At 67.1% G+C, this 25,615-nt stretch carries 17 protein-coding genes; 9 read left to right on the forward strand and 8 right to left on the reverse strand.

Going from position 1 to position 25,615, the window contains the following annotated elements; translation table 11 throughout:
• Window positions 1–13 precede the first annotated feature (13 nt).
• Complete coding sequence (locus BMW72_RS14655; RefSeq protein ID WP_241983834.1) at window positions 14–370, reverse strand: hypothetical protein; 357 nt, start codon at window positions 368–370, stop codon at window positions 14–16.
• Window positions 371–485: 115 nt separating this feature from the next.
• Between BMW72_RS14655 and BMW72_RS14660 the strand changes: the two genes are divergently transcribed.
• From BMW72_RS14660 to pflA, 3 genes are all read left to right on the forward strand, one after another.
• Complete coding sequence (locus BMW72_RS14660) at window positions 486–2,225, forward strand: AMP-binding protein (protein WP_092111833.1); 1,740 nt, start codon at window positions 486–488, stop codon at window positions 2,223–2,225.
• Between the two features lie 79 nt (window positions 2,226–2,304).
• Window positions 2,305–4,569, forward strand: a complete 2,265-nt coding sequence (gene pflB / locus BMW72_RS14665; RefSeq protein WP_092111835.1) for a formate C-acetyltransferase — start codon at window positions 2,305–2,307, stop codon at window positions 4,567–4,569.
• Window positions 4,570–4,573: 4 nt separating this feature from the next.
• The gene (gene pflA, locus BMW72_RS14670) at window positions 4,574–5,365 is read left to right on the forward strand and encodes a pyruvate formate-lyase-activating protein (protein ID WP_092111837.1); all 792 of its coding nucleotides are present in this window, start codon (window positions 4,574–4,576) and stop codon (window positions 5,363–5,365) included.
• A gap of 138 nt (window positions 5,366–5,503) precedes the next feature.
• Here pflA and BMW72_RS14675 read toward each other — a convergent pair whose 3' ends face one another.
• Together BMW72_RS14675 and BMW72_RS14680 are read right to left on the reverse strand one after the other, a co-directional pair.
• Window positions 5,504–6,346: a TIGR00645 family protein gene (locus BMW72_RS14675; protein WP_134450332.1), complete on the reverse strand. Its 843-nt coding sequence runs from the start codon at window positions 6,344–6,346 to the stop codon at window positions 5,504–5,506.
• A 51-nt stretch (window positions 6,347–6,397) separates the two neighbouring features.
• On the reverse strand, window positions 6,398–7,330 hold the full coding sequence (locus BMW72_RS14680; protein ID WP_167361068.1) for an AfsR/SARP family transcriptional regulator: 933 nt from the start codon (window positions 7,328–7,330) through the stop codon (window positions 6,398–6,400).
• Window positions 7,331–7,352: 22 nt separating this feature from the next.
• On the opposite strand from BMW72_RS14680, the gene BMW72_RS14685 reads away from it, so the two are divergent.
• On the forward strand, window positions 7,353–8,210 hold the full coding sequence (locus BMW72_RS14685) for a caspase family protein (protein ID WP_092111843.1): 858 nt from the start codon (window positions 7,353–7,355) through the stop codon (window positions 8,208–8,210).
• 16 nt (window positions 8,211–8,226) lie between these two features.
• Here the strand turns inward: BMW72_RS14685 and BMW72_RS14690 are convergent, their stop codons facing one another.
• On the reverse strand, window positions 8,227–10,008 hold the full coding sequence (locus BMW72_RS14690; RefSeq protein WP_092111845.1) for a gluzincin family metallopeptidase: 1,782 nt from the start codon (window positions 10,006–10,008) through the stop codon (window positions 8,227–8,229).
• Window positions 10,009–10,213: 205 nt separating this feature from the next.
• On the opposite strand from BMW72_RS14690, the gene BMW72_RS14695 reads away from it, so the two are divergent.
• Together BMW72_RS14695 and BMW72_RS14700 are read left to right on the forward strand one after the other, a co-directional pair.
• A complete protein-coding gene (locus tag BMW72_RS14695; RefSeq protein WP_092111847.1) occupies window positions 10,214–12,490 on the forward strand; it encodes a caspase family protein in 2,277 nt (758 codons plus the stop codon).
• Window positions 12,491–12,654: 164 nt separating this feature from the next.
• Entirely contained in the window at window positions 12,655–14,331 is a 1,677-nt protein-coding gene (locus tag BMW72_RS14700; protein WP_092111849.1) for a flotillin family protein, read from the forward strand.
• A gap of 153 nt (window positions 14,332–14,484) precedes the next feature.
• Here BMW72_RS14700 and BMW72_RS14705 read toward each other — a convergent pair whose 3' ends face one another.
• Window positions 14,485–15,153 carry a TetR/AcrR family transcriptional regulator gene (locus BMW72_RS14705; protein ID WP_134450333.1) on the reverse strand — a complete coding sequence of 223 codons (669 nt, stop codon included), beginning with the start codon at window positions 15,151–15,153 and terminating at the stop codon, window positions 14,485–14,487.
• Between the two features lie 89 nt (window positions 15,154–15,242).
• On the opposite strand from BMW72_RS14705, the gene BMW72_RS14710 reads away from it, so the two are divergent.
• Together BMW72_RS14710 and BMW72_RS14715 are read left to right on the forward strand one after the other, a co-directional pair.
• Window positions 15,243–16,058 (forward strand): P-loop NTPase family protein, encoded by an 816-nt coding sequence (locus BMW72_RS14710; protein ID WP_092111852.1) that lies wholly within the window; start codon window positions 15,243–15,245, stop codon window positions 16,056–16,058.
• Between the two features lie 3 nt (window positions 16,059–16,061).
• Window positions 16,062–18,239 carry a YhgE/Pip domain-containing protein gene (locus BMW72_RS14715; protein WP_092111855.1) on the forward strand — a complete coding sequence of 726 codons (2,178 nt, stop codon included), beginning with the start codon at window positions 16,062–16,064 and terminating at the stop codon, window positions 18,237–18,239.
• A gap of 19 nt (window positions 18,240–18,258) precedes the next feature.
• On the opposite strand, the gene BMW72_RS14720 is transcribed toward BMW72_RS14715, so the two are convergent.
• Window positions 18,259–19,353 carry a carboxylate-amine ligase gene (locus tag BMW72_RS14720; RefSeq protein WP_092111857.1) on the reverse strand — a complete coding sequence of 365 codons (1,095 nt, stop codon included), beginning with the start codon at window positions 19,351–19,353 and terminating at the stop codon, window positions 18,259–18,261.
• A gap of 183 nt (window positions 19,354–19,536) precedes the next feature.
• Between BMW72_RS14720 and BMW72_RS14725 the strand changes: the two genes are divergently transcribed.
• Entirely contained in the window at window positions 19,537–21,801 is a 2,265-nt protein-coding gene (locus tag BMW72_RS14725; protein WP_166787689.1) for a transglycosylase domain-containing protein, read from the forward strand.
• Between the two features lie 23 nt (window positions 21,802–21,824).
• Here the strand turns inward: BMW72_RS14725 and BMW72_RS14730 are convergent, their stop codons facing one another.
• Window positions 21,825–25,280, reverse strand: coding sequence for a DNA polymerase III subunit alpha (locus BMW72_RS14730; RefSeq protein ID WP_092111861.1), 3,456 nt, complete (start codon window positions 25,278–25,280; stop codon window positions 21,825–21,827).
• Window positions 25,277–25,549, reverse strand: coding sequence for a hypothetical protein (locus BMW72_RS14735; RefSeq protein ID WP_092111863.1), 273 nt, complete (start codon window positions 25,547–25,549; stop codon window positions 25,277–25,279). Before BMW72_RS14735 ends, BMW72_RS14730 begins: the two co-directional genes overlap by 4 nt.
• Between the last annotated feature and the right edge of the window lie 66 nt (window positions 25,550–25,615).

Raw genomic sequence — 25,615 nt, forward strand, 5'->3', positions numbered from 1 at the left:
GATAGGCCGCACGTTACCCTGCCGGCGCTGCCCGGTGTACGGTCGTCGCAATCACGAGGTCTTCCCACGACATGCCGGTGCTCTTGAAGACGCGCGGACGGGCCGTCTCAGCGGCGACCGTGCCCCTGGCCAGGTCGCGCAGCGGCACGAGGTTGCCCGGTTCGATCGCTCCCTCGGCGAGCGCCAAGATCACGTCGCCGGCCTCACGCCGGGCCGTTGCAGCGTCTTCGACCACGAGCTGGGAGCGGGCGGGGAGCGCCGAGTCGAGCTCTCGGGCATCCGCTTCATGCGAACCGACCGTGACCACGCAGCAGTCGGCGGGTACCAGGGTTCCGTCGAACAGTGGAGTGCGGGCGGTGGTGGCGCACACGATGAGTTGCAGGTGTCATCCTTCGCAGACTATCGGCCCGGCGACGACCGCCCGCGGGTCCTGACAGAATGGACTGTCGTCGCACTGGGCGACTCGTTCGAGGAGACAACGGCGTATGACTCACCAGGTGAGCACGAACACGACCAACACGAGCAAGACCAACACGAGCACGCTGAATTATCGTGCAGCACGCGACCAGCTGCTGGCCCTGCGCGACGATCACGCCCGCGCCGCGCAGGAGTTTCTCTGGCCCGACGTGGGGGAGCACTTCAACTGGGCCACCGACTGGTTCGACGTGCTTGCGCGCGGCAACGACAAAATCGCCTTGTGGATCGTCGAAGAAGACGGCAGTGAGCAGAAGTTCACGTTCGACGAGATGGCCCACCGCTCTGACCGGGTCGCCACCTGGCTCAGCCGGCAGGGCGTCGGGCGCGGCGACCACGTCATGCTCATGCTCGGCAACCAGCGAGAGATCTGGGAGGCGATGCTCGCAATCATGAAGGTCGGCGCTGTCATTATGCCCACGAGCGCAGTGCTCGCCTCGCACGACCTGACTGACCGGGTGCGTCGCGGTGGCGTGAGGCACGTGATCGCCAACTCGGCCGACGCGGCCAAATTCGACGACGTTCCCGGCGACTACACCCGCATCGGCGTCGGCGAGCCGCGCCCCGGCTGGGCAAACTTCGCCGACGCCTACCGAGTGACACCGGAGCCGATCACGACGGTCGTCGCATCTGCTGACCCGTCGCTGATCTACTTCACCTCCGGCACAACGAGCAAGCCGAAGATGGTGCTGCACTCGCAGACCTCCTACCCGGTCGGCCATTTGTCGACCATGTACTGGCTGGGCCTGCGCCCCGGCGACGTGCACCTGGCCATCAGCTCGCCCGGCTGGGGCAAGCACGCCTGGAGCTGCTTCTTCGCTCCGTGGATCGCCGAGGCCACCGTCTTTGTCTACAACTATTCCAAGTTCGATCCCAACGCCCTCATCGCGCAACTGCACCGCGCCAAGGTCAACACGTTCTGCGCACCGCCCACGGTCTGGCGCATGCTCATCCAAGCGGATGTCGGCGCCCGCCCCGACAGCCTGCGCGAGTTGCTCTCCGCCGGCGAACCACTCAACCCCGAGGTCATCCGCCAGATCGACAACGGTTGGAAACTGACCATCCGCGACGGATTCGGCCAGACCGAAACCACGGCGATCGTCGGAAACGGCCCCGGATCGCGGTTGAAGGCCGGCTCGATGGGCCTGCCCCTGCCCGGCGTCTCGATCCAGCTGCTCGACCCCATCACGGAGTTACCCGCCGACGAGGGCGAGATCTGCCTCGACCTGTCCCAGAGCCCGGTCAACCTCATGAGCGGCTACCACGGCGAACCCGACCTGACCGCTCACGCCATTCGCGGCGGCTTCTTTCACACCGGCGATGTCGCCACGGTGGATGCCGACGGCTACCTCACCTTCATCGGTCGCACCGACGACGTGTTCAAGTCGAGCGACTACAAGGTGTCACCGTTCGAAGTGGAGAGCGTGTTGCTCGAACACCCCGCGGTCGCCGAGGCCGCTGTCGTTCCCGCGCCCGACGTCACCCGGCTGAACATTCCCAAGGCCTACATCCACCTCGCCCCGGGCTGGGAGCCGACCGCTGAGACCGCTGAGGCCGTGTTGCGGCACGCGCGCACCGGGCTGCCCGCCTACATGCGGGTGCGGCGGGTGGAGTTCTTCGACCTGCCCAAGACCATCTCGGGCAAGATTCGCCGGGTCGAGCTGCGCGAGCGCGAGGACGATGCGGCCGCCGCCGGAACGCGGCTGCCTGACGAGTGGCGCGACGACCAGTTTCCGGGGCTGAAGCGCTAGCGGCATCCGCTTGCCGTAGCGCGCAAAGAGGGGACTTACGGCCCGAGACAGCAGCCGGCCCGGTCGTTAGCGTGGGAGAATGACCCTCCTCGACTCCCCGCGTGCCACGACCACCGACGACACAGGCTGGGCCGGCTTCACCGCCGGGCCGTGGCAGCACGGCGTTGACGTGCGCGATTTCATCCAACGCAACTACACGCCGTACACCGGTGACGCGAGCTTTCTGACCGGGGCGACCGAGCGCACCCTCGGCCTCTGGGCCCGCCTGTCGGCCATGTTCCCCCGGGAACGGGCACTCGGCGTCTACGACGTCGACCCGACCACCCCGGCATCGATCACCGCGCACGCGCCCGGCTACATCGACCGTGCCAATGAGATCATCGTGGGTCTGCAAACGGATGCTCCGCTCAAGCGCGCCATCATGCCCTTCGGCGGCTGGCGCATGGTCGCGACCAGCCTGGAAACCTACGGCTACCCGGTGTCGCCGGAGCTCGAAACCATCTTCACGAAGTATCGCAAGACCCACAACGACGGTGTCTTCGACGTGTATCCGCCGGCCGTTAAGCGGGCCAGGCACAGCCACCTCATCACCGGGCTGCCGGATGCCTACGGTCGCGGCCGCATCATCGGCGACTACCGCCGCGTCGCGCTCTACGGCGTGACCGCGCTGATCGCGGCCAAAAAGCTCGAACGTGCCCGGCTCGATGAGTCATTCAGCTTTGACGACGTCATTCGTTCCCGCGAAGAGAACGCCGAACAAGTTCGCGCGCTCATGGAACTCGTGCAGATGGCGGCGTCCTACGGTTTCGACATCACGCGGCCGGCGAGAACCGCGACCGAAGCGGTGCAGTGGCTGTACTTCGCCTACCTCGGCGCGGTCAAGGAGCAAAACGGTGCCGCCATGTCGTTCGGCCGCACCAGCGCGTTTCTCGACGCCTACCTGGAGCGTGATCTGGCGGCGGGAATCCTCACCGAAAGCCAGGCCCAGGAACTCATCGACGATCTCGTGATCAAACTGCGCATCGTACGGTTTCTGCGCACCCCCGAGTACGACCAGCTGTTCTCGGGCGACCCCACCTGGGTCACCGAATCGCTCGGCGGCATCGGCCTGGACGGACGCACCCTCGTCGTCAAAACCGCATTCCGGTATCTGCAGACCCTGTATAACCTGGGTCCGGCGCCGGAGCCGAACCTCACGGTGCTCTGGAGCGACCAACTGCCAGAGGGTTTCAAGCGTTTTTGCGCGCAGGTCTCCATCGACACCTCGGCCATCCAGTACGAGTCCGACGACCTCATCCGTGAGGCCTGGGGCGACGATGCCGCCATCGCCTGCTGCGTCTCACCGATGGGTGTCGGCAAGCAGATGCAGTTCTTCGGAGCCAGGGTCAACGTCGTCAAGGCGCTGCTCTACGCCATCAATGGCGGCCGCGACGAACTGACCGGCGAGCAGATCGCGCCGGTCACCGCCCCGCTTGTGGGCGACGTGCTCGACTATGACACCGTGTGGACGGCTTACCTCGCGAGCCTTGAATGGCTCGCCGAAACCTACGTCGACGCGCTCAACTGCATCCACTACATGCACGACAAGTACGCCTATGAACGCCTCGAAATGGCGCTGCACGACGGCACCATCCTGCGCACGATGGCCTGCGGCATCGCCGGCCTCAGCGTCGCCGCCGACTCCCTCGCCGCCATCAAGTACTCCACCGTGCGGCCGGTGCGCGACGATACCGGCCTCGTCGTCGACTACGTAATCGACGGCGACTACCCGGCGTTCGGCAACGACGACGACCGGGTCGATGCGATCGCGGTCACCATTGTCGAAACCTTCATGGCCATGATCCGCAAGCACCCGACCTACCGGAACGCCGTGCACACCCAGTCGGTGCTCACGATCACCTCCAATGTGGTCTACGGCAAGAAGACCGGCAACACCCCCGACGGACGTCGGGCCGGCGCGCCCTTCGCACCCGGCGCCAACCCGATGAACGGCCGTGACACGCACGGCATGCTGGCCTCGGCGCTCAGCGTGGCGAAACTGCCTTACTCCGAAGCGCAAGACGGTATCTCGCTGACCAACACCGTGGTGCCGGCCGGGCTCGGCCACACCCCCGACGAGCAGGTGACCAACCTGGTCGGCCTGATCGACGCCTACACGCTCTCGAGCGGCTACCACCTCAACATCAACGTGCTCAATCGGGAAACCCTCGAAGACGCGATGGAGCACCCGGAGAACTACCCGCAGCTCACCATCCGGGTGTCGGGCTACGCCGTGAATTTCGTGCGCCTCACCCGGGAGCAGCAGCTCGACGTGATCAGCCGCACCTTCCACACGAGCGTCTGACACCGTGGTCGCGGTACAGCTGGGCCGACCTGAATTTCACCACGAGCAGGTTGAGGGACATCGCACGGGCACGGTGGCGAGCGTGCACTCGTGGGAACTGGTGACAGCGGTCGACGGTCCTGGCACCCGGCTGACCTATTTTCTGTCCGGCTGCCTGCTGCGCTGCCAGTACTGTCACAACCCCGACACCTGGAAGATGCGGGACGGTGCGCTCACGCCGATTGACGAGGTGCTGACGCGCATCCGCCGGTATCGGGGTGTGTTCACGGCGACCGGCGGCGGCGTCACGCTCTCCGGCGGGGAGCCGCTTATGCAACCCGCATTCGTGGCCCGCGTGTTCGCCGAATGCCGTGCGCTGGGCGTGCACACGACGCTCGACACCTCGGGGTATCTCGGCGCGAGTGCGTCGGACGAGCTGCTAGAAAATACCGATTTGGTGCTGCTCGACGTGAAGTCGGGCCTGCCCGACACCTACCGAGCGGTGACCGGTCGCGAACTGGCACCGACGATCGCGTTCGGCGACCGGCTCTGCGCCCGCGGCACCAACGTGTGGGCACGGTTCGTGCTGGTTCCGGGGCTCACCGACGCCGTCGACAACGTCGACGCGGTCGCCGAGATTGTGGCTCGCTGGCCCAACGTCACCCGGGTCGAGGTGCTTCCGTTTCACCAGATGGGCGAGGATAAATGGAACCGCCTGGCCATTTCGTATCCGCTACACGGAGTGCAACCGCCGGATGCCGCACTGCTCGAGCGGGTGCGGGCCCAGTTTCGTGTGCGCGGCCTGACGACCTTCTAGTCAGCACGAGTGTGCGGCTCGCCCGGTGCGTTACGCCGGTAGAAATGCGACACGCCGGGCTTTCCGTGCTCGGATCACGGCGTGTCGCAAAATTTACCGGCGTTACGTACTTGGACGACAGGAAAACGATCTGACTTGCTAGTAGCGGGCGAGCAACTCCGTCTTCTTGGCGAGGAATTCGGCATCCGTCACCACGCCGGCATCGCGCAGCTGGCCCAGCTGAGTGAGGTGCAGAGCTATGCCGGTGGATGCGGCGGGTGCGAGTTCGCGACGGATGGGCCCGGCGGCGAGCGCTGCGACCGGCTGCGGGGCGATGGCCGGTGCCGGCACGGTCGCCGGCGGTGCCGCGTGACCGGACTGCGACATGCGGTCGATCCACGCCAGGGCGATCGCCGAGAGAATGAACACCATGTGGATGATGACCTGCCACAGTACGCCGTCCCAGGTGTAGACATTGCCGGTGATGGTCTCGGTCGGGTCCGAGCTGACCGGCGTGCCGCGCGCGGCCAGGTCGCCGACCTCGATAAAGGTCTTCAGCAGGTGGATCGATGAGATTCCGACGATGGCCATGGCCAGCTTGACCTTGAGCACGTTGGCATTGACGTGCGAGAGCCATTCCGGCTGGTCGGGGTGGCCCTCCAAACGGATGCGGGACACAAACGTTTCGTAGCCGCCGATGATGACCATGATCAGCAGGTTCGCGATCATCACGACGTCGATCAGGCCAAGCACCGAGAGCATGATCGCGGCTTCTTCAACGTGGATGCCACCGTCGTCGCCGGGCACGGTCAGAGAGGTCCAGACGTCGCCACCGAGGTTGATGAGCTCGACCATGAATACGATCACATAGATGATCTGCGCGATGATTAGGCCAATATAGAGGGGCGCCTGCAGCCAGCGGCTGAAGAAAATCATCAGGCCGACGCTGCGTACCCAGCGGGACTGGGGGCGGAACGGGCGGGGGAAGGCTGTTTCAGTCACCGGTCGATCATAAGTGAGGGTCGGGTGGGAACCTCCTGTACGCCTGGCGCTCTAGTTTTTCAGCGACCGCACCAGCAGGCGGGAATCACTCGTGGCGGTCTCCAGCCCGAGCAACTGCGCAAAACGGGCAGACGGCGCAATGCCGAGCTCACGGCGCAGGTGGGTGCGATAGCTGCGGTAGACCAGCACCGCCGACGCATAGTTGTCTTCGGCGAGGTGGCAGCGCACCAGAAGATGCTGCGCGCTCTCCCGCAGCGGATCGACGACCGCGGCGGCACGCGCCGCGCTCAGGGCTCGACCGAAGCTGCCGGCCGCGAGGTAGGAGCGAGCCACGGTCTCCAGGGCGTCCAAGCGTTGATTCAGCAGGTGATCCTGCTGATTGATCACCCATTCCTCGTACCAGCCCGGCAGCAGGTTCGCTTCCTGCAGCAGATCGATGGAATCCGGTGATACCGATCGTGTGGCGTTCAGGGTGATCTCGGTGATCAACGCGCGCACCTCGCGCAGATCGACGCGCACCACAGTGTCCATCTGCAGGGGATCGGTGGCGCTGAGCAACCCGGGCAGCTCATGGGAGATGCGAAAGACGCTCGCCCGCAAGTTGCCCGCAGATTGATGCTCCGGGCTGTCCGGCCAGAGCAGGGCGGCGAGCACGTGCCGCGGCTGGGCGTGCAGCAGGGCGAGGGCGGCGAGCAGCCGCTGCTGGCGGGCACCGACCTCAACCGGCACGCCGTTGAAGCGCAACTGCCAGTAGCCCAGCACGCGAAGATCCCAACCCGGTGTCGCCGAAAATCCCATGGTGCTCGATCCGCGAAGAATACACAGCTGCCCCGCACCGAAGAGGCGGGTGCTACCGCCCAGAATGGCCAGCCCGGGCGGGATTGTCAATGCCGTCACCCCCACAACGGATGCGTGGGCGCGCGTCACCGCGCCGCCCTCCAGTAACTCACCGGTAACGCCGACGGGGCTAGCCTCACCGGGCACGGGCTTTCGAGATTGGACGGCCATGAGTCACTTCGCCCTCTGCGTGGGCATCAACCGGTTCGAGAACCTGCCGATGAGCAGCTGGCTGAACGGCGGCGTCAACGACGCCGCCGACGTGAGCGCCCTGCTGAGCAGGGATTTCGCTTTCGCCGACTCGAGCATCACCGTGCTCACCGACCAGGCCGCGACCAAGGACGCCGTTTTGGGCGCGCTGACCGAGGCCCTCGACCGGGCGAACCTGCCGGGGGAACACCTCGACCACATCGTGTTCACCATGTCGAGTCACGGCACCCAGGTGCCCGACACGAGCGGCGATGAGGCCGACCAGGTCGACGAAGCTTTTGCCACCTACGACCTGCGGCAGAACGGTGCCGCCTGGGACGCGAGTTCCCTGATCCTCGACGACGAGTTGCACCAGCTGTTCACCCGGTTGCCGAAGGGAGTGCTGCTCGATGTGATCCTCGACACCTGCCACAGTGGCAGCGGGCTGCGTGCCATGGATCTGGTGCCGACGCTGGACGACCGCCGCCCCCGGTTCGTTCCACCCCCGACGCCACTCGGCCGCGACGGAGCCGAAGCCGAAGGCGCGGATACCCGAACGCTGCGCGACCTGGTGCGCACCTCGAAGGCGGCGGCCAAGCCGGTTCTGTTCGCCGCCTGCCGGGCCGACCAGACCGCGGCCGATGCGAACTTCGACGGCCGGTATAGCGGGGCGTTCACGCATTTCCTGCTCGATGCTCTGCAGCCCGGCGTCGCTCCGAGTCGCGCCGCGGTCATCAAGCAGGTCAATGTGAAGTTACGCGGGCGCAAGTTCGCCCAGCGGGCGCAACTGGAGGCATCCGCTCCCGGAAAAGCGACCGCGTGGGGCACCGCCTTCTAGTCACCGGGTGAACCGGTCAGGGGTGAAATGTGGGCCGCCGATGCGCTGATACTTCGGGCGGCGCAGCGGCAATCCGTCGGGTCGCGCCCGGCAGCACAGGTACGGGGGGTGGGGCAGCACGCGGGGCGACGGGCGGGGCAGCCGGGGGTGCGGCATCCACCGGGTGAGGCGCCTGGATTGCGGCGTCGAGCTTGGCCTGCTGACGTTCCGGGTCGAGAATCGGTTTGAGGGCGGCGAAGCTGAGGCGCCCGCCCTCGTCGAAGCGCAGCTGCCCGCCGCCGCGAATGAACACCGGTGCCCGGGTGGTCAGACCGAAGCGGCGCGCTTCGGCGGTGCTCAACTGAAACCCCTGCGTGAAGGTGGAGCCGATCTCCGAGACCACGAACCCGTCGGGGCCGACCCGCAGGGTGGGGCGCACCCGTTCGACCACGATCGGCCGGGTCGGATCGATTTTCGCCGCCGCGAGCAGGGTGGGGTTCTCCCAGAGGAATCGCACGATTTCCTCCGGATCCGAACCCAGGGCGGCGAGTCGCACCGGATACCGCAGACCGGTGAAGGTCGACACGCCGTAAAGGTCGGTGGGTGTTGGCAGCACGATTCCGGCCTCGGCGAAGGCCGTCACTACGACGCCGCGGTAGTCGAGGTCGTCATCGGGCACGACCGTCCGGTCGGCGGCGAGGATGCCGCGCAGCAGGTCTTCCCAGGTCACATCCACCGGCGGCATGTAACCGAGGCTGCGAATGAGCATGCTCAACACCTGCCGTCCGACGGATGCCCCGGCTCGGGCCACCTGGAACAGGCTCGAGCGGCCACCGGGCGCGTCGAGACGCGTGATCCACAGCCGGGCGACCACGCGCAGGAGCACCTGCACGATTGCCCCGCCGCGCAGGTGCGGGTCACTGAGCGTGCGCCAGTTCGGGTGCGGGTCCTCGGCCAGTGACGGCCGGGCCGAGCCACGGGTGAACATCCCGTCACCCAAGCGGAACAGGTCGCTGCGCAGCAGATTTTCGTCGAGGGTGTCGAGGTCGAGGCTGGCCTCGCCGTTCTGGGTCAGCAATTGTTCGACCAGGGTCTGCGTGGAGAACACCGACAGCAGTGCCACGAGATCGGCGATGGCTTCGTGCAGGGCGAGCTGGTCGGTTTCTGCATGAGAATCGGCCCACTTCGGCCGGTAGCCGTCGACGATGGCGTGGGTGACTTCGTGCGCCACGAGGTCCCGAAACAGGGCGAGCGGCACGGCTTTCTGCGCGCGGCCGTCGCGCTTGTGCCCGAAGCGAATCAGGCCGTCATCGCGATAGTAGCCAGACTCCCGGTAAGAGACCCGATCGTAAGCGCTGATGGTGAGCCGGCCGCCGCCGACCCAGCCCATGCGCCGCCCCAGCGTCGACTCGAACAACGCCAAAGTGGATGCCGCCACCGCGTACACCTGCTGCGCCAGAAAGCGGCTGTCCTGTAACAGCGCCGCGAGACTGTCGGGAGGTCTTTCGTCGACGACCATCCAGGGCGGGGTGGGGGAGCCCAGTTCGAGGGTGAAGGGTTTCTCGCCGGGGCGGCGCACGATCACGTCGAACCGGGCACTGCGCGGACCCGGACCGATGCGTTCGACCGGGACCCGCAGGGTTGTCGTGAGCGGACCGTCGGGGCCCCGGGTGAAGGGCCCCTCGGCGAGCACGGTCAGGCCCACCTGCTGGCCGCTGTGCGCCGGAATGCCCGATCCGGGGTCGGTACCCGGCGGCTCCGCGGCAGGCAGCTCAGAACAATTCGGCTCCGCACCATTTGTCTCCGCACCATTGGTCATAGTGGCCCCGCAGCATCCGTTAGTGCCTGCAATATGCAACCGAACACCCGGTCTGTCAAGGCGACGCGGTGCAGCGGGCGTGCAGTAACGCCGCAGTAACGCTTCCGGGCCATAATCACCGTGCCGTCAGTATCGTCGCGCCGGTATCGTCATCGCGGTGATCTGTGCGGCGGCACCCGTGTTCGACCGTGAAAGGAACGACGCTATGAACGAATCGAGCCCCGCCCAGTCGACCAGTTCCACTCACCAGCTGGCCACGAAACGGCAACCATCGTTACCGAAAAGCGAGCTCGAGCAGCTCCGGCCGCACGTGGTCAATCTCATCGGCGGCAAATTCTCATCGAGCGGGGCGTTCGCAACAACGAAGAAAGATGTCGACGCCATTTTCGCCACCCACCTCCCGGCCTTCGCGGCCGAGCAGGGCGGTGTCGTTCCCGTGGTCTTCTACGCCCACGGCGGGCTCGTCGACGAGCAAGCCGGGCTGCGCATCGCCGCTACCCAGGTGGACTGGTGGAAGTCCAACGGCGTGTACCCGATTCACTTTGTCTGGGAGACCAGCCTCGCCGGTGCTATCACGAGCGCCGTCGGTGATTGGGCCCAGGGCCGCCGCGGCTGGCTCGACGAAGCGAAAGACCGAGTGCTCGAATTGGCCGCCCGATTCGGCCAGGGCCAGGCCATCTGGGGGCAGATGAAGCGTTCGGCCGAGGCGGCGTCGGCCGGAGACGGCGGCGCCCGCTACGTGGCCGAGGCGCTGGGCGCGTACTGCATAGCCCACCCCGGCACGATCAGTGTGCACGCGGTCGGGCACAGCGCCGGGTCGATCTTCCACTCCTTCTTTCTTCCGGCCGCCTTGAGAGCGGGGGTGCCGGCCGTCGAGACACTCAGCCTGCTCGCGCCGGCCGTGCGCACCGACGTCTTCGAAAAACAGCTCATGCCTCTCGTTGGCCACGGGGTGGAATCGCTCGCCCTGTTCACCATGACCGAAAAGCTCGAGCGCGACGATACTTGCCTGGGCGCTTACGGAAAATCCCTGCTCTACCTCGTGCGGGCTTCGTTCGAACCCGAGGAATTTTCGCCCATACTCGGCCTCGAGGAGTGCCTGCGGGCCAACCCGGTGCTCACGAAACTGTTCGGTCTGTCGGGCGCGAGCGGGTCGCCCGGTGTCGGTGGTGCCGCAGATATCGTCTGGTCGAAGACGACGACGGGCCCGTTGGCCAGCCGCAGCACGTCGACCAGCCACGGCGGTTTCGACAACGATATTCCCACGATGGACAGCGTCGCCCGCCGGGTCACCGGCAGCTCGCGCATCCAATCGTTCCCGATCACCCGCGACCTCGGCGATCAACTGTGGCCGGCTCCAGGCCCGACCGCGCCCCGGCCGGCCGGCACCCACCACGCCCTCTGCGTGGGCATCAACGCCTACCCGGGCGGCGATGCTCTCTACGGCTGCGTAGCGGATGCCGAGGCCTGGGCCGCGCAGCTTGCCGCCGCCGGCTTTGCGGTGCGCACCCTGCTCGACGCGGAGGCGACCCGGCAGAACATTCTGCTCGGGCTGCTCGATCTGGTCGCGAGCAGCGTCGTGGGTGATGTGCTGGTCTTTCAGTACGCCGGCCATGGCACCTATGTCGACGACCTCGACGGCGACGAAGCCGAGGCCGGCAATGCGGAGAAGAAGTACGACGAAGCGCTCTGCCCGGTCGACTTTCGCGAGGGGAACCTGATCATCGACGACGACCTGGGCGAGATCTTCGACCAGCTGCCCGACGGTGTCAGTCTCACGGCCTTCTTCGATTCTTGCCACTCCGGCGACGGCCAGCGCCGGCTGCAGCTGCAACCGGCCGAGGTTGCCGACCTGAGTGCGGCATCCGCTCCCCATGGGCGTCGGGCGCGGTTCATTATTCCTGATGAGCAGACGAGCAAGAATTATCGGGCCAAACGCGGCACGCCGGCCAGGGCCGGCAAACGTGCATTGGCGCGGGAGGTTCTGTTCAGCGCCTGCAAGCCCACCGAGGTCGCTTACGAGACCGGCGGGCACGGCGACTTCACCGTGGCGGCGAGCTTGCTCGTGGTGCCGAGCGCGAACCGGCTGACCAACGGGGAGTTCCTGGCGAAGGTGCGGGAGGCCTTCTCGAGCCAGCCGCGGCAGAACCCCGACTTTAACGGCCCGCGGGCGGCGAAGTCACGCGTCTTTCTGGCGCCGCTGGGTGGTGCTGGTGCTGCGGCCGAGATGGCTGGCGTGGTTGCCGCGGCAGGAATCCCCGACGCGATCACGGCTCTGCTCGATGCGGCGGCCGCCAGTGGGGGCGGTGCCTCTGGTGGTGGTGCCTCGGGTGCGGCCAGTGGTGTTGGAAGCGGCGGCCCGGTGGCCCCGGCTGGCGCGGGCAGCGGCGCTCTCGCCGGTTCGCGCGAAGCGGATGCCGCAGCGCGCGCCCTCGCCGCCGCCGCGTTTCTGCGCGCTGCCGCCGACTTCATCGACGGGTAGCCGGTCACATGGCCGAGAGGATGGGCACACGGGCGACGCTCTGATTGTCGACATCTTTCGCATCCGGCGCCGTGGCCTGCGAGACTGGGCAGACAGCTCGGCGCCACGGGAACCCGACCGGATCGCCGACACGATGTACGCGCCTCGCGCCTCGGAAGGAACCCATGCTCGATTTTCTGTTCAGCCCGATCCCCGGGATCATTTTCACAATCGTCGTTGTTCTGCTCATCGGCCTGATCTACGCCAAGACGATCTACAAGAATGCCGGGCCCGACGAAGCCCTCATCATCACCGGTAAGAAGAGCCGTAAGACCATCGTTGACGGTGCGACGCTCGAGGAATCCGGGCAGCGGGTCGTGCACGGCCAGGGCGTGTTCATCACCCCGTTCTTTCAGAAGGCGTTCAAGATCAGCCTGCGCAGCCGGGCGATCGAGATCACCGCTGTCGCACAGGACCGCAACGGCATCACGCTTTCTGTCGAGGCCGTCGCTATCGTCAAGGTCGGCGACGACCCCGCCGCGATTCGGGCTGCGGCCCAGCGCTTTCTCGGGCAGGACAAAAACATCGACGGCTTCGCGCAAGAGGTGCTGAGCGGTTCGCTGCGTTCCTCGATCGGCGCGACCGACGTCATGACCGTCATCCAGAAGCGTGACGAGCTCGGCAGTTCGGTGCTCGCCACCGCGCGCGAATCGCTCGCCAATCAGGGCCTCGACGTCGACTCGTTCGAAATCAAGGGCATCACCGACGAGAACGACTACATCCGCGACATCGGTCGTGCCGAGCAGGCCAAGGTGCGTCGTCAGGCCGAGGTAGCCGAGCACGTCGCCAACCGCGAGTCGCAGGAAGCCCTGATCACCGCCGAGCAGGCCATCGCAGAAGCGCAGAACACGCTCGCCCTGCGCAGGGCCGCGCTGCAGCTCGACACCGACAAGGCCTCCGCCGAGGCTGCGGCCTCAAAGCCGCTGGCCGAGGCGAAGGCGCAGCAGGCCATCGTGCAGGAGCAGGAACTCACCGCCCAGCGTCGCGCGAGCCTGCGCAAGGCCGAGCTCGAGTCCGAGGTCAACGCCATCGCCGACGCGGATGCCTATCGCATCCGGGTGACCGCGATCGCCGCCGCCGAGGCATCCGTTGCCAAGGCCACCGCTGATCGCGACAGCCGTGTCGCCAACTCTGAGGCCACCCGCGCCGAGGGGCAGGCCGAAGCCGACGCCATCCTCGCCCGCGGTACCGCCGAAGCCACGGCCACACGCCTCTCTGCCGAGGCCGTCGCGCAGCAGTCCGAGGCGCTCATTCAGTTGCGCCTGGTCGAGATGCTGCCGCAGATCGCCCACGAACTGGCCGCTCCCATGGGTAACATCGACCAGCTCACCGTCATTTCAACGGATGGCGCCAGCCAACTCTCCAAGAACGTCGCGTCGGGCTTCAGCGAGGTCGATGCCGTACTCGGTTCCACCATGGGCATCGGCATCAAGGACCTGCTCGGCGGGCTGCTCGGCGGCACCGCCGGGGCCGCGCTGCGAAGCTCGGGGCCGGCCCGCGCCGGCGCATCCGCTTCGCCGGCTGCTGGTGCCGCGCCGCGTTCGACCGTGACGGATGCTGCGGTTTCGGCGCCGGCATCGATCGCGGACGCCGGGTCAACGGTTTCTGCGGTTACACCCACATCAGTGTCATCATCGACCGCGACGGCTGCTGCCGCGGCGCGAGCGGCAGCCGGGGCATCCGTTGCTGATTCGATCGATGGCGTCGACTTCGACGCTGTCGCCAACGAAGCCGAATCCGCGATCGCCCGTGCCGCCGCGGACCGGTTGCCCAGGATGGCGGGGGACCGCCTGCTTCCGTAACGAGGTGGCCCGCGGCCTGGTCAGTGGCCAGGCCGCGGCGGTCATGTTCGCGGGGCTCACAGCAGCCGGGACCGCCGGGGTCGGCGTCACGGCCTTCAGCCACGAGCACCGTCGACTCCCGCGCTGCGACGGAGGTGAATGCTGCGGGAGGGACTACCGCAGGGTACCAACGAGCAGCGCCTCGATCATGCGGGCCTGCACCTCGCTCGTGAAGTAGTGCGGGTCGAGAATTCCTTCGAGTGCCATGATGTTGGTCGCCGACATGATCAGGGGAGCGAGCACATCCACTCGGTGGGCGGCCGGGTCGATGCCGAATCGGTCGGCGCGTTCCAGGATGACCGCGCCGAGAGCGAGCCGCACGCTCTGCCGGCTCTGGCGATAGAGGTCAGCGGCCTGGGGATCACGCGCGGCGTGCACAGCCAGTTCCATGAGCAGCAGGTGCCAGGGGCCGTCGTCGACCAGCGTCTCGGCCAGACGACGGGCGATGCGGGCGAGGGCCGCGTCGTCGAGTTGAACTTCGTCGCCGAGAATGGTCGCGAACCGCCCGCCGAGCAGGGTGGCCAGCCGTTCGTTCAGGATCGATCCGAACAGGGCTTGTTTCGACCCGAAATTGGAGTAGACCGCTCCCTTGGTATATCCGGCGCGCGTCGCAACGTCGTCGAGTTTGGTGCCGAGGTAGCCCGATTCGAAAAATTGCTCGGTGGCCGCTCGCAGAATGTCGGCCCGCACGTCGGTGCGCAGCGGCCGCTTGCGTGGCAGGGGAGCGCTGGCGGGTGGTGCGGCCGTCTCGACCATGAGTTTTCTCCGAATTGCAATTGACAACTGAATACTTTGGGTATTGGATACTCTCGGTACTGAAATACTAAGGCGGCCTCGCGCCCCGCACAACCCGACGCTGGATGGAAACCCGCATGACCCTCGACCTCGAACCTGGCGACTTCGCCATCCGAACGCGCGATTTCAGCATCAGGAATCGCCGCCGGACCGTGATCGACGCCGTCACCCTCGACGTTCCGGTCGGCGCTCTCTTCGTGGTCTCCGGTCGGTTCGCCTCGGGCAAGACCGCCCTCCTGCTCGCTCTGGCCGGCCGCCTGCGCGGGTTCGCCGGAACGGCGACCGTGTTCGGGCATCCGCTTCGCGGTGGCGGCGGGCAGGTGCGGCACCTGTCGGCCCTCGCTGAAACACCGATCGTAAACCGGCTCGACGACGACCTCACGGTCGAACGCCAGATCGCCGCCGCCCTCGTGCTGCGCCAGCCCTGGTACAAACCGCTGGTCAGCCGAAAAACCGTGGCACTCCGCCTCATTCGGGTGAATGCGCTGCTGCGTCAGGTCGACGCGCGCGCCGGTGACATTCTCGACCGAAGTGCAGCCGGCCTGCCACGACTGACCGGCACCGACCGCATCCTCAACCTGCAACCGCTCGATCGCGCCGTGCTCGGCGTAGTCGTGGCTCTCATCGGCCGGCCCCGCCTGCTGATCGTCGACGACGTCGACACCCTGCGAGACACAAATGACCGCACCCGCGCCTGGGCTGCACTGCTCACCCTGCGCACGGCCGGCTGGCACGACCTCACGATCGCGGCGAGCGGACAGGATCCCAGGGAGCTACTGGAGATCCTCGACCGCGTCGACGACGATGTGCAGCCGGCGCCGACGCGCCCGGTCTGCCTGCTCGACCTCGACTGCGCTGAACCAACCCTGACCACTCTCACCCGGAAGGTCTGAATCGTGGCCCGCCCGTTCGCACCCCGCCTGTTCACACCGCGCCTGTTCGCACCCCGCCTGTTCACACCGCGCCTGTTCGCACCGCGCCTGTTCACCCCGCGCCTGTTTTCACTGCCGGGCATCGAGCTGTCGAGGTTTCGATCATCCCTCCTGGCCATTGTGGCGCTCGTCATGATCGCCGCCGTTCCCGCCATCTACGGCGGCGTCTACCTCTCGGCGAACTGGAATACGAGCGGCAATGTCGGCAGACTCCACGCCGTCATCGTCAATGACGACCTGGCCGCGAGCATCACCGGCGCCGACGGCACCGAGCAGACCATCACTGCCGGCGCCGACCTCGTCGACTCGCTCGTGGGCAGCGACAGCGCCGGATTCACCTGGAGCAGCGCCACCGACGAAGCGGATGCGCGCCGCTCGCTCGCCGACACCACCAACTTCGCCGTGCTCGTCGTTCCCGCCGACTTCTCGAGCACCCTCGCGTCAACCGCTACCAAGCCGGGCGCGGTCACGGCCGGCACCGCAGCATCCGCTTTCGCGCCAGAACAGGCCCGACTGCACGTGTACACCGACGACGCCTCAAACTTCATCGTCGGCCAGGTCACCCAAACGGTCACCGCCGCCATCCGGTCCGAGCTGTCGAGTTCCATCTCTGAGACCTACCTCGACCACGTCTATGTGGGCTTCACCAGCCTGCACGACAACCTCGCGCTGGCCGCTGACGGCGCCGTCACCCTCCGCGACGGCGCCACGAGCGCGAGCGACGGGTCGGAGCAACTCGTCATCGGACTCGGTACCCTTGCCAGCGGCGCCGCCGACCTCGCCAGCGGGGTGTCCCAGGTGGATGCCGGCAGCCATACCCTCGCCACCGGCGCGAGCTCCCTGGCCACCGGTTCGGCGTCGGTGGCGAGCGCCGCCGCGCAGGTCGCCAGTGGTGCGTCACACCTCGCCACGGGAGCGGCCACCCTGGACACGAGCGCGACAACGCTGCCGACGGCGACCGCCCAGCTCAAGGCGGGAACCGACACCGTCGCCGAGAACCTAGCCACGATCGCCGCCCTCACCACGGCGCACCCGGACTGGACCGTGACGCAGCTGAACGCTGCTCTCGCCGCCGGTGGGGGATCGATCACGGCCCTCGCCGACGGCGCCGCCACCGTGGCAGCCGGGGCGGCCGCGCTCGACCAGACTGCAACGCCGCTCGTCACCGGCATCGGCACCCTCGCCGACGGCGCCGGTACCCTGGCTGCCGGAGCTGCGAGCGTCTCGACCGGAGCCCACTCCGTCTCGGCGGGTGCTGCGTCGCTTCAGGCCGGCGCCGCCACGCTCCAGGCCGGGGCCGACAGCACGGCCGCCGGCGCGAGCAGCCTGGCTGCCGGCGCCACCACGGCCAGCACCGGTGCGGGCACCCTCGCCGCCGGGCTCGGGCAGCTCGAGGCCGGCGCCGACACACTGAGCGCCTCGCTCGAGGTTGGCGTCGACCAGATACCGAGCTACACCGCCGACCAGGCGAGCGCTCTCGCGGCGGTCACCTCCGCGCCCGTCGCCGCTGAACACGTACGGGAGAACCCCGTCGGGTTCTACGGGGAAGGCCTCGCCGCGTACTTCATTCCGCTCGCGCTCTGGGTCGGCGGAATCGGCATGTACTTTCTGTTTCGTCCGCTGTCACCGCAGGCCGTCGCATCCACTGCCCGACCGGTGCGCGTGGCCCTGACCGGCCTCGCTCCCGGGCTGCTGTTCGGACTGTTGCAGGCCGGACTGCTGCTCGCGGTGCTGCACTTTCTGGTGGGGCTCGAGGCGGCCAATTTTGCGGCCCTCGCCGCTTTCACGGTGATCGTGGCACTCGTCTTCACCGCCATTCACCACAGCCTGATCGCACTGCTCGGCGGCCGCGGACGCCTCGTGGCCCTGCTGCTGCTCATTCTGCAGCTCGCGTCGGCCGGAGGCACCTATCCGGTGCAGACCTCGCCGGGATTCTTCCAGTGGATCAGCCCGGCCCTGCCGATGACCTACGCGGTCGACGGTGTGCGGCGGCTCATCGCCGAGGGGTGGACGAGTGCCATTCTGGTTGACGTTCTCGCCCTTCTCGCGTTCGGAATCGGCGCGTTCACCGTCTCGGTGTTCGCCAGCCGCTCCATGAAGATCTGGTCGATCGGCAAGCTGCACCCCTCGCTGAAAATATAGGGAGCCATATGCGCGGCGCTCAGTCGTGTGCGGTCAACGCCTGTGCGAGCAGGGCGGCGAGGGCCGGCTGTCCACCGGCACGTATCGCGGCGCGCTGGCGCTCCGCCCCGGTGCCGAGTCGCCGTGACCGGGCCAGCAGCGCCTCTATGCGATCGCGGTTGCCGACCTCGTCGATGGCATCGCCGGCGTAATGCTGCAGCGCCGCCGTCACAGCGGATGCGCTCTCCAGCGCGCCCGACACCGGATTCAGCAGCGTCGACTCCATCCCCTCCCGGGCGGCGTGCCACAGCCCCGCGTCGAGCAGTTCCGGCGCGATGTCGATGGGGGCGACATCCGTTTCCCCGTCGCGCAGCGCAGTCGTGACCGCCGCCCGGGTCAGGGCGGCGAGCAGCAAGGTTGACGGCGCATCGAGCTGGGCGTCGCAGACGCGAATCTCCACGGTCGGATGATCCTCGGCGAGGCGGGCATTCCACCAGATCGTGCGCAGGTCGTAGGTACCGCCCACGCCGACCAGGCGGCGGATGCGGCGGTCGTAATCGGCGGCATCCGCGAAAATCGGCGGGCAGCCGATCGTCGACCAGCGTCTCATGTGCACGCTGCGCCAACTGGAAAACCCGGTGTCGGCACCGTGCCAGAACGGCGAATTCACGGCCAGTGCGAGCAGCGTCGGCAGCCAGACCCGCACCCGATTAAGCGCCTGTACGCCGGCTTCGCGGCTGGGAATACCGACGTGCACGTGCAGCCCGTTGATGAGGTGGTCGGGCACCAAGCCTCGAAACTCGGTCTCAACGGTGTGATAGCGCTCCACATTGGTCACCTCCGGCCAGCCCTCGGTCTGGAAGGGCGCGCCGACGCCGGCAGCGAGCACTCCGCGCCTGAGGGCGGCACGGGCCAGCCGCGACCGAAAAGCGAGCAGATCAGCGGATGCCTGCTCGAACCGATCAAAGACCGGCGTTGACCGCTCGATCTGTGAGGCCAGAAACTCGTGGCTGACAAACCGTGACACGGGGGAGCGGCCACGCAGCTCGGCGTGCACATCATCGCCTACGTTGGCCGGCTGCAGTGTCGAGGGCTTCAGAAAGATGAATTCCTCTTCAATGCCGAATGTTCGCATTCATCACCTCCAGCACTTTCACCGGATACTACTTGAGAAACCGGTATCAAGCCGATACATTCTCAGATCGGCCAGGGGTCCCATGGGCATCCGCAGATGACTAACATGACATTTAGTTACGAACTTTGTGCAGGCGTAGGCTCTCGCACTGGATGGACTTATCTGGGGGTAAACGTGGTGCAGGTGACCGAGGTTCCATCCGGCGCGGCCCTGTCGTGGCGGCGCACCTTTCACGGAGCTCTCGGCGGGCTCCTCGGCTTCGTGGCCATGAGTGCGGCGGCCGGCGTTCTCGTGGCCGTGTCGGTGACCCCGGTGGTGGCGCTCTCGGGTCTGGCTGCCACCAACACCATCTCGGTGTTCGAGAACCTGCCGGGCTACGTCAATATCGAGACCCTGTCTCAAAAGAGCGACATCTTCGCCACCCGCAGTGACGGAAGCGTCGAACTGCTCGCCTCGTTCTACGATCAGAACCGCATCGAAGTGGGCTGGGACGCGATCAGCCAGTTCGCGAAGGATGCCGCGGTGTCGGGAGAAGACCCCCGATTCTACGAACATGGCGGGGTCGACCTGCAGGGCACCCTGCGTGCCACAGCCACGACGGTAGCCGGGGGCAACACCCAGGGCGGGTCATCCATCACGCAGCAATACGTGAAGAACGTACTCGTGCAGAAGTGCGAGCTGCTCACCGACCAGCGTGCGCACGATGCCTGCTACACCGCGGCGACCAAGACCACGCCCGACCGCAAACTCAAAGAAATGCGGCTCGCCATCGGGGTCGAGAAGAAGTACAGCAAACACGACATCCTGCAGCAGTACTTCAACATCACCGGTTTCGGCGGCACCGTCTACGGCATTGAGGCCGCCGCAAACTACTACTTCAACACCACCGCAGCTAACCTCACCCTGCCCCAGGCGGCGAGCCTCGTGGCGATCGTGAACAACCCGGTCAAGTTTCAGCTCGACAAGCCCGCGAGCGAGACCAACGGGGCCGCCAACGGCTACGCCGCCAACAAGCAGCGCCGCGACTACATACTGCGCGAGATGCTGCGTTACCAGAAGATCAGTCAGGCCGACTACGACGCCGCGGTTGTCGCTCCGGTCGAACCCGTCATCACCGAACCGAGCACGGGCTGCCAGACCGCACTGGCCAACGCGTTCTTCTGCGACTACGTGACCAAGATTCTGCAGACCGATCCCACCTTCGGCGCCGACGCCGCCACCCGCATGCTTAACTTTCGGCGCGGCGGCTACGACGTGTACACGACCCTCGACCTCGACGTGCAGAACGCTGCCGTGACCACCATGAACCAGCAGGTGCCCAAGGTCTATGCAGGCGGTGACGTGGGGGCGGTCATCACGAGCGTGCAGGTTGGCACCGGCCGGGTGCTCGCCATGACCCAGAACAAGGACTACAGCCAGGATCCGGCCGTGCAGGCGACCGGCGCCAACTACACGGGCATCAACTACGCCACCGACTACGCCGAGGGCGGGTCGAGCGGGTTCCAGCCCGGGTCGACCTATAAGGTCTTCACCCTGGCCGAGTGGGTGAAAGAGGGCCACTCGCTCAATGAGCGGGTCGACTCCCGGCGCAAGGCCAACTGGGGCAACTTTCAGGACAGCTGCCTCGGGCCGCAGAACTACGACAAGGAGAAACCACCCTGGAACCCGCGCAACGACGCGAACGAGTCCGGCGCCAACTACAGTGCGCTGCAGGCCACCGTCGGCTCGATCAACACCGGTTTCATTGGAATGGCCAAGCGGCTCGACCTCTGCGGCATTCGTCAGACGGCTGAGGCCTTCGGGGTGCACCGGGCCGACGGCAACCCGCTCTTACAGTCCGCGGCATCCGTTATCGGCACCAATGAAGTTGCGCCGCTGACGATGGCCGTCGCCTTCGCGGGCATCGCCAATAAGGGGGTGACCTGTTCGCCGATCGCGATCGACCGCATCGTCGGCCCGGGCGGGGTCGAGATTCCGGTGCCGCCGTCTACCTGCACACAGTCGGTTGATTCCACGGTGGCTGCGGGAATGGCCTATGCCATGCGCCGGGTGATGACCGGGGGAACGGGGCAGACATCAAATGCGAACACGAGACCGTCCGTGCCGATGATCGGCAAGACCGGCACAACGGATGGCGCCAAGGACACCTGGATGAGCGGCGCGAGTACCAAGGTGGCCACGGTGGTCGCCGTGGTGAGCGTGACCGGAACGCTCAGCCAGCGGCGGCAATACTTCGGGCGCGACCAGATCGCGACGGCACGGCACCGCATGTGGCCGGTCGTGATGTCCGTCGTCAACGCCAAGTACGGCGGTGACGCCTTCGAGGAGCTCGCCCCCAAGTACATTCCGCCGCCCGTTGTCGTTGCCCCTCCGGCACCAGCGCCGCCGCCACCCGCACCAGCGCCGCCCGCGCCGCCCGACGCGGCTCCCGCCCCGCCCGGCCAGTAGCGCGCACCGTTGGACCGGCACGGTCAAGCGCTCTGCGCCGCATTGAGCTGATGCAGGGTGCCACCGACACTCGATGATGCTGAGTGCTCGATCAGCGGATGCGCACTGAGTTCGGCCGCGTAGGCGGCCGCGCTGGCCGCTTCCTGCGCGGCGGCGCGCTCAACGGCATGCCGCTCCTGCACCTGACGAGCCACGTCGAACAGGTTCCACAGGTTCTCCCCGGTTACCGACACTCCCTTCGCCCCTGAGCGGCGGGTGCGACCGCGCACGAGCATGTAATTGGTCTGGAACACCTGCCCGCCCACTCGCTCCTGCGCGTCGTGAAAGAACACGACATTGGAGACCGGGCCGGTGCCGTCGTCGAGGCTGATGAACACCACCCGGCGGCCACCACGCATCGGCGGCGTGTTCGTGGCTCGGCGCACCCCGGCGAGCAGCACCTCGGTGCCACCGGGCAGATTGCCGAGCTCGCTCGCCGGGGTGACCCCCAGCTCCTTGAACAGGGAGTGAAAGCGCTTCATCTGGTGGGACCCGACGGCCAGGTTCAGATCCAGCAGCTCCAGATCGGTCTGGGTGCGGCCGCGCAGTTCGAGCGACGTGATGGCGCCGGCCCGGTCGCCCGAGTACCGCGGCACGGGCAGCTCCACCTCGAATGCGAGCTGGTCGGCGCGAATCACGACGGCGGTGCCGCGCAACGACTGAATGTGCGCGAGCAGTTCGTGCCGCCGGGTGCGGTCATAACCGATGAACGTGTCGAGGGCGCCCACCCGGGCGAGCGCCTCGAAGGTGCGCCGCCGCGGATGCACCCGATCCCGAAAGTCCTGCAGCGAGCCAAACGGCTGGTGTCGGGCAATGCGCGCCCGCTCGGCCTCGGTGCTGCCGACCAGTTCCGGCAGCGCCAGACGGATGCCCTGGCTCCCGTCGGCGAGATCCTCCACACGGTAGTCCAGCGCGCTCGACTGCACGTCGAGGGGGAGCACCGGAACCCCGAGCACCCGGGCTTCGGCGACGATGAGGTCTTTGGGCCACATGCCGGGGTCGTGGGTGAGCAGCCCGGCCAGAAAAGCCGCCGGGTGGTGGGTCTTCAACCAGGCGGACTGGTAGGTGGGCAGGGCGAAGGCTGCGCCGTGCGCCTTGGCGAAACCGAAGCTGCCAAACCCCGCCAGCACCGTCCAGATCTGGTCGATGACCTTGTCGCTGAAGCCGCGGGCGAGGGCTTTCTCCCGCAGGTACTCCTCGATCTGCGGGAGCTGCTCCGGCTTACCCAGGTGGCGGCGAAAGACATCCGCTTTGCCGAGCCCGCAGCCGGTGAGTTCGTCGAACAGTCGCATGACCTGTTCGTGAAAGATGACGACGCCGTTGGTCTCGCGCAGAATCGGCTCGAACCGGGGGTGGATGTAGTCGGGCGAGACCTCGCCGTGCCGGGCCTGCAGATATTTGAGGGGCATGTTGTTCTTCATCGGTCCGGGCCGAAACAGCGAGATCTCCACCGTGAGGTCGTTGAACACCTCGGGCTGCAGCTTGCCGACGAGCTCCATCTGACCGGGGGACTCGATCTGGAAGATGCCGAGCGTGCGGGTGGAACGAATCAGTTCGAACGTTTTCGCATCGTCGAGCGGAACCCGGTCGAGGTCGATGCTCTCGCCGGTGAGCCGGTGGTGCTCTTCAACGGCGTGCGCCATGGCCGATTGCATGCGCACGCCGAGAACGTCGAGTTTGATGAGCCCCATCGGGTCCATGTCGTGTTTGTCGTACTGCGACATGGGCAGGCCCATGCCGCTCGCCTGCACCGGAGTGCGGTCGAGCAGGCTCGCGTCGGAGAGGATCACCCCGCAGGGGTGCACCGAGATGTGTCGGGGGAGCCGGTCGAGCCGCGCCGTGAGGTCGACCAGCAGGTCGAGCTGCTGCGACTCGCGCACTTCGGCGGCGAGGGCCTCGAGCTCGGGCTTCTCTTCCAGGGCGCGGCGAAAGTCGCGGGCGTTGAACCGCCACATCTGCTTGGCGATCACGTTGATCTGCGCGTCGGGCAGGCCGAGGGCCAGGCCGGCGTCACGCACGGCGCCGCGGCCGCGGTAGGCGTTGGTCATCGACATGAGCGAAACCCGGTCGCTGCCGAAGGCGCGAAAGACCTCACGGTAGATGTCGTGCCGCCTGGCCGACTCCACGTCGATGTCGATGTCGGGCAGCGTCTGGCGTTCGGGGGAGAGAAAACGTTCCCAGAGCAGTCCGTTCGCGATGGGTTCGACCGAAGACGTGCGCAGCGCATAGTTGAGCACCGAGCCGACCCCCGAACCGCGAGCCTGAATACGGATGCCCATGCCGCGAATGATGTCGGCCACCCGCGACACGGTGAGAAAGTAGCTGGCAAAGCCTAAGTGCTCGACCGTTTTCATCTCGTGGGCGAGCTGGGCGTGGGCGGCGTCGACCGCGCGCGAGCCGCTCGCGGAGTACAGGTCGGCGATGCCGCTCCTGGCCCGCCGCCACAGCTCGGTGACCGGGTCACCGGTGACGCCGATGATGCGCGCTTCCGGCATGCGCGGGCGGCCGAGGCCGATGTCGCTCACCGGGTCGAGGCCGCAGCGGTCGGCGAGCCGCTCAGTATCGCCCAGCAGCCGTTCGAGTGCTCCGCCTTCGTGCAGGCCGGCGTCGACGACCATGCGGGCTACCTGGCGCATCATTCCGGCGGGTTTGAGCCAGGCCTGGCCGTTGGTCTGCGGGGTGTCGATTTCGGCGAGCGGCAGCAGAAAGCGCGCAGCGTCGGCGAGGTCAGCGGTGACCGCCTCGTCGGGGGTGCCGTACCGCACGGCATTGCTGAGCACCGCTGGCAGCCCGGCATTCTCGGCGAGGGCGAGCAGGCGCGTGGCCGGGGTCACACTGCCGACCGTGCCGCTCTCGGCGAGGTGGCAGACGATTTCGAGCACGACGGCGCCTTCGGGCAGGGCCCGCTGCCAGTGGGCGAGCCGCGCCGCGGCATCCGGGTTGTCGCGCCTGCCGACAGCGAGACCCACGTCGGAGTCGGGGCCGAGCAGCACGGTGAGCGAAGCGAGCCCGGCCAGGTCGGCCAGTCGTGCGCGCGAAATGCTCGGCCCGGTGTGTGCCGGCGTGAGCGCTGAGCGCTGGCCGGTACTGCCGCTGTGGGCGGCGCTGACCGCGCGGCAGAGCGCGGCGTAGCCGCGACCGTCTGTGTGGCCGTGGGCGAGCACGACCACCCGGCCGAGTGAGCGGTATTCCTCGTCGTGTACGGCGAGGTCGGCACCCAACCCGGGGCTGATGCCGGCGCTCACGCAGGCGCGCACGTGCTTGACGGCGCCATAGAGGCCGTCACGGTCGGTGATGGCCAGAAAACTCGCGCCCTGCGCGGCCGCCTGCTCGGCCAGGGCTTCGGGAAGCGTCACGCCATAGTGGGTTGAGTAGGCGCTCGCAACGTGCAGGTGCGCGAAATTCGTGCCCGCTGTTGCTGACCCCAGCGTGCCGGTCATCCCCAGTCCATTGCCAGAGTCCAGGACCCGTCCGTTCCGCGGCGCAGGTCGTAACGGTGCTGTTCTTCGCCGCCACGACTCGCGTCGAGTCGCCACAGCTCGGTGTCGATGCGGGTGGGGATTCCCTCGTTCTCCCACCACCGGGTGCGTTTGAACACGGCCTGCGGCTGCCCGATGACGGTGTGTTCAAACCGATTCCAGATGAACGCGCGCGGGTCGCCGTCGGCGGAGAGCTCAACGTCAACCGGAGCGTCAATGATGTGGGGCAAGGCGGGCTCCCTGGTTTGAGAAGGCAAAAATGCTGGTGTGTTTACAAAAACGAACGAAAGAAATAT

The organism is Cryobacterium luteum (genome assembly GCF_900110125.1).
GTDB classification, from domain to species: Bacteria; Actinomycetota; Actinomycetes; order Actinomycetales; family Microbacteriaceae; genus Cryobacterium; species Cryobacterium luteum.

What these genes read in the sequence shown, in the direction of transcription:
- BMW72_RS14660 (WP_092111833.1), top strand. Translation starts at nt 486, where the DNA reads ATGACTCACCAGGTGAGCACGAACACGACCAACACGAGCAAGACCAAC.
- pflB (WP_092111835.1), top strand. Translation starts at nt 2,305, where the DNA reads ATGACCCTCCTCGACTCCCCGCGTGCCACGACCACCGACGACACAGGC.
- BMW72_RS14685 (WP_092111843.1), top strand. Translation starts at nt 7,353, where the DNA reads ATGAGTCACTTCGCCCTCTGCGTGGGCATCAACCGGTTCGAGAACCTG.
- BMW72_RS14690 (WP_092111845.1), bottom strand. Translation starts at nt 10,008, where the DNA reads ATGACCAATGGTGCGGAGACAAATGGTGCGGAGCCGAATTGTTCTGAG.
- BMW72_RS14695 (WP_092111847.1), top strand. Translation starts at nt 10,214, where the DNA reads ATGAACGAATCGAGCCCCGCCCAGTCGACCAGTTCCACTCACCAGCTG.
- BMW72_RS14700 (WP_092111849.1), top strand. Translation starts at nt 12,655, where the DNA reads ATGCTCGATTTTCTGTTCAGCCCGATCCCCGGGATCATTTTCACAATC.
- BMW72_RS14710 (WP_092111852.1), top strand. Translation starts at nt 15,243, where the DNA reads ATGACCCTCGACCTCGAACCTGGCGACTTCGCCATCCGAACGCGCGAT.
- BMW72_RS14720 (WP_092111857.1), bottom strand. Translation starts at nt 19,353, where the DNA reads ATGCGAACATTCGGCATTGAAGAGGAATTCATCTTTCTGAAGCCCTCG.
- BMW72_RS14730 (WP_092111861.1), bottom strand. Translation starts at nt 25,280, where the DNA reads ATGACCGGCACGCTGGGGTCAGCAACAGCGGGCACGAATTTCGCGCAC.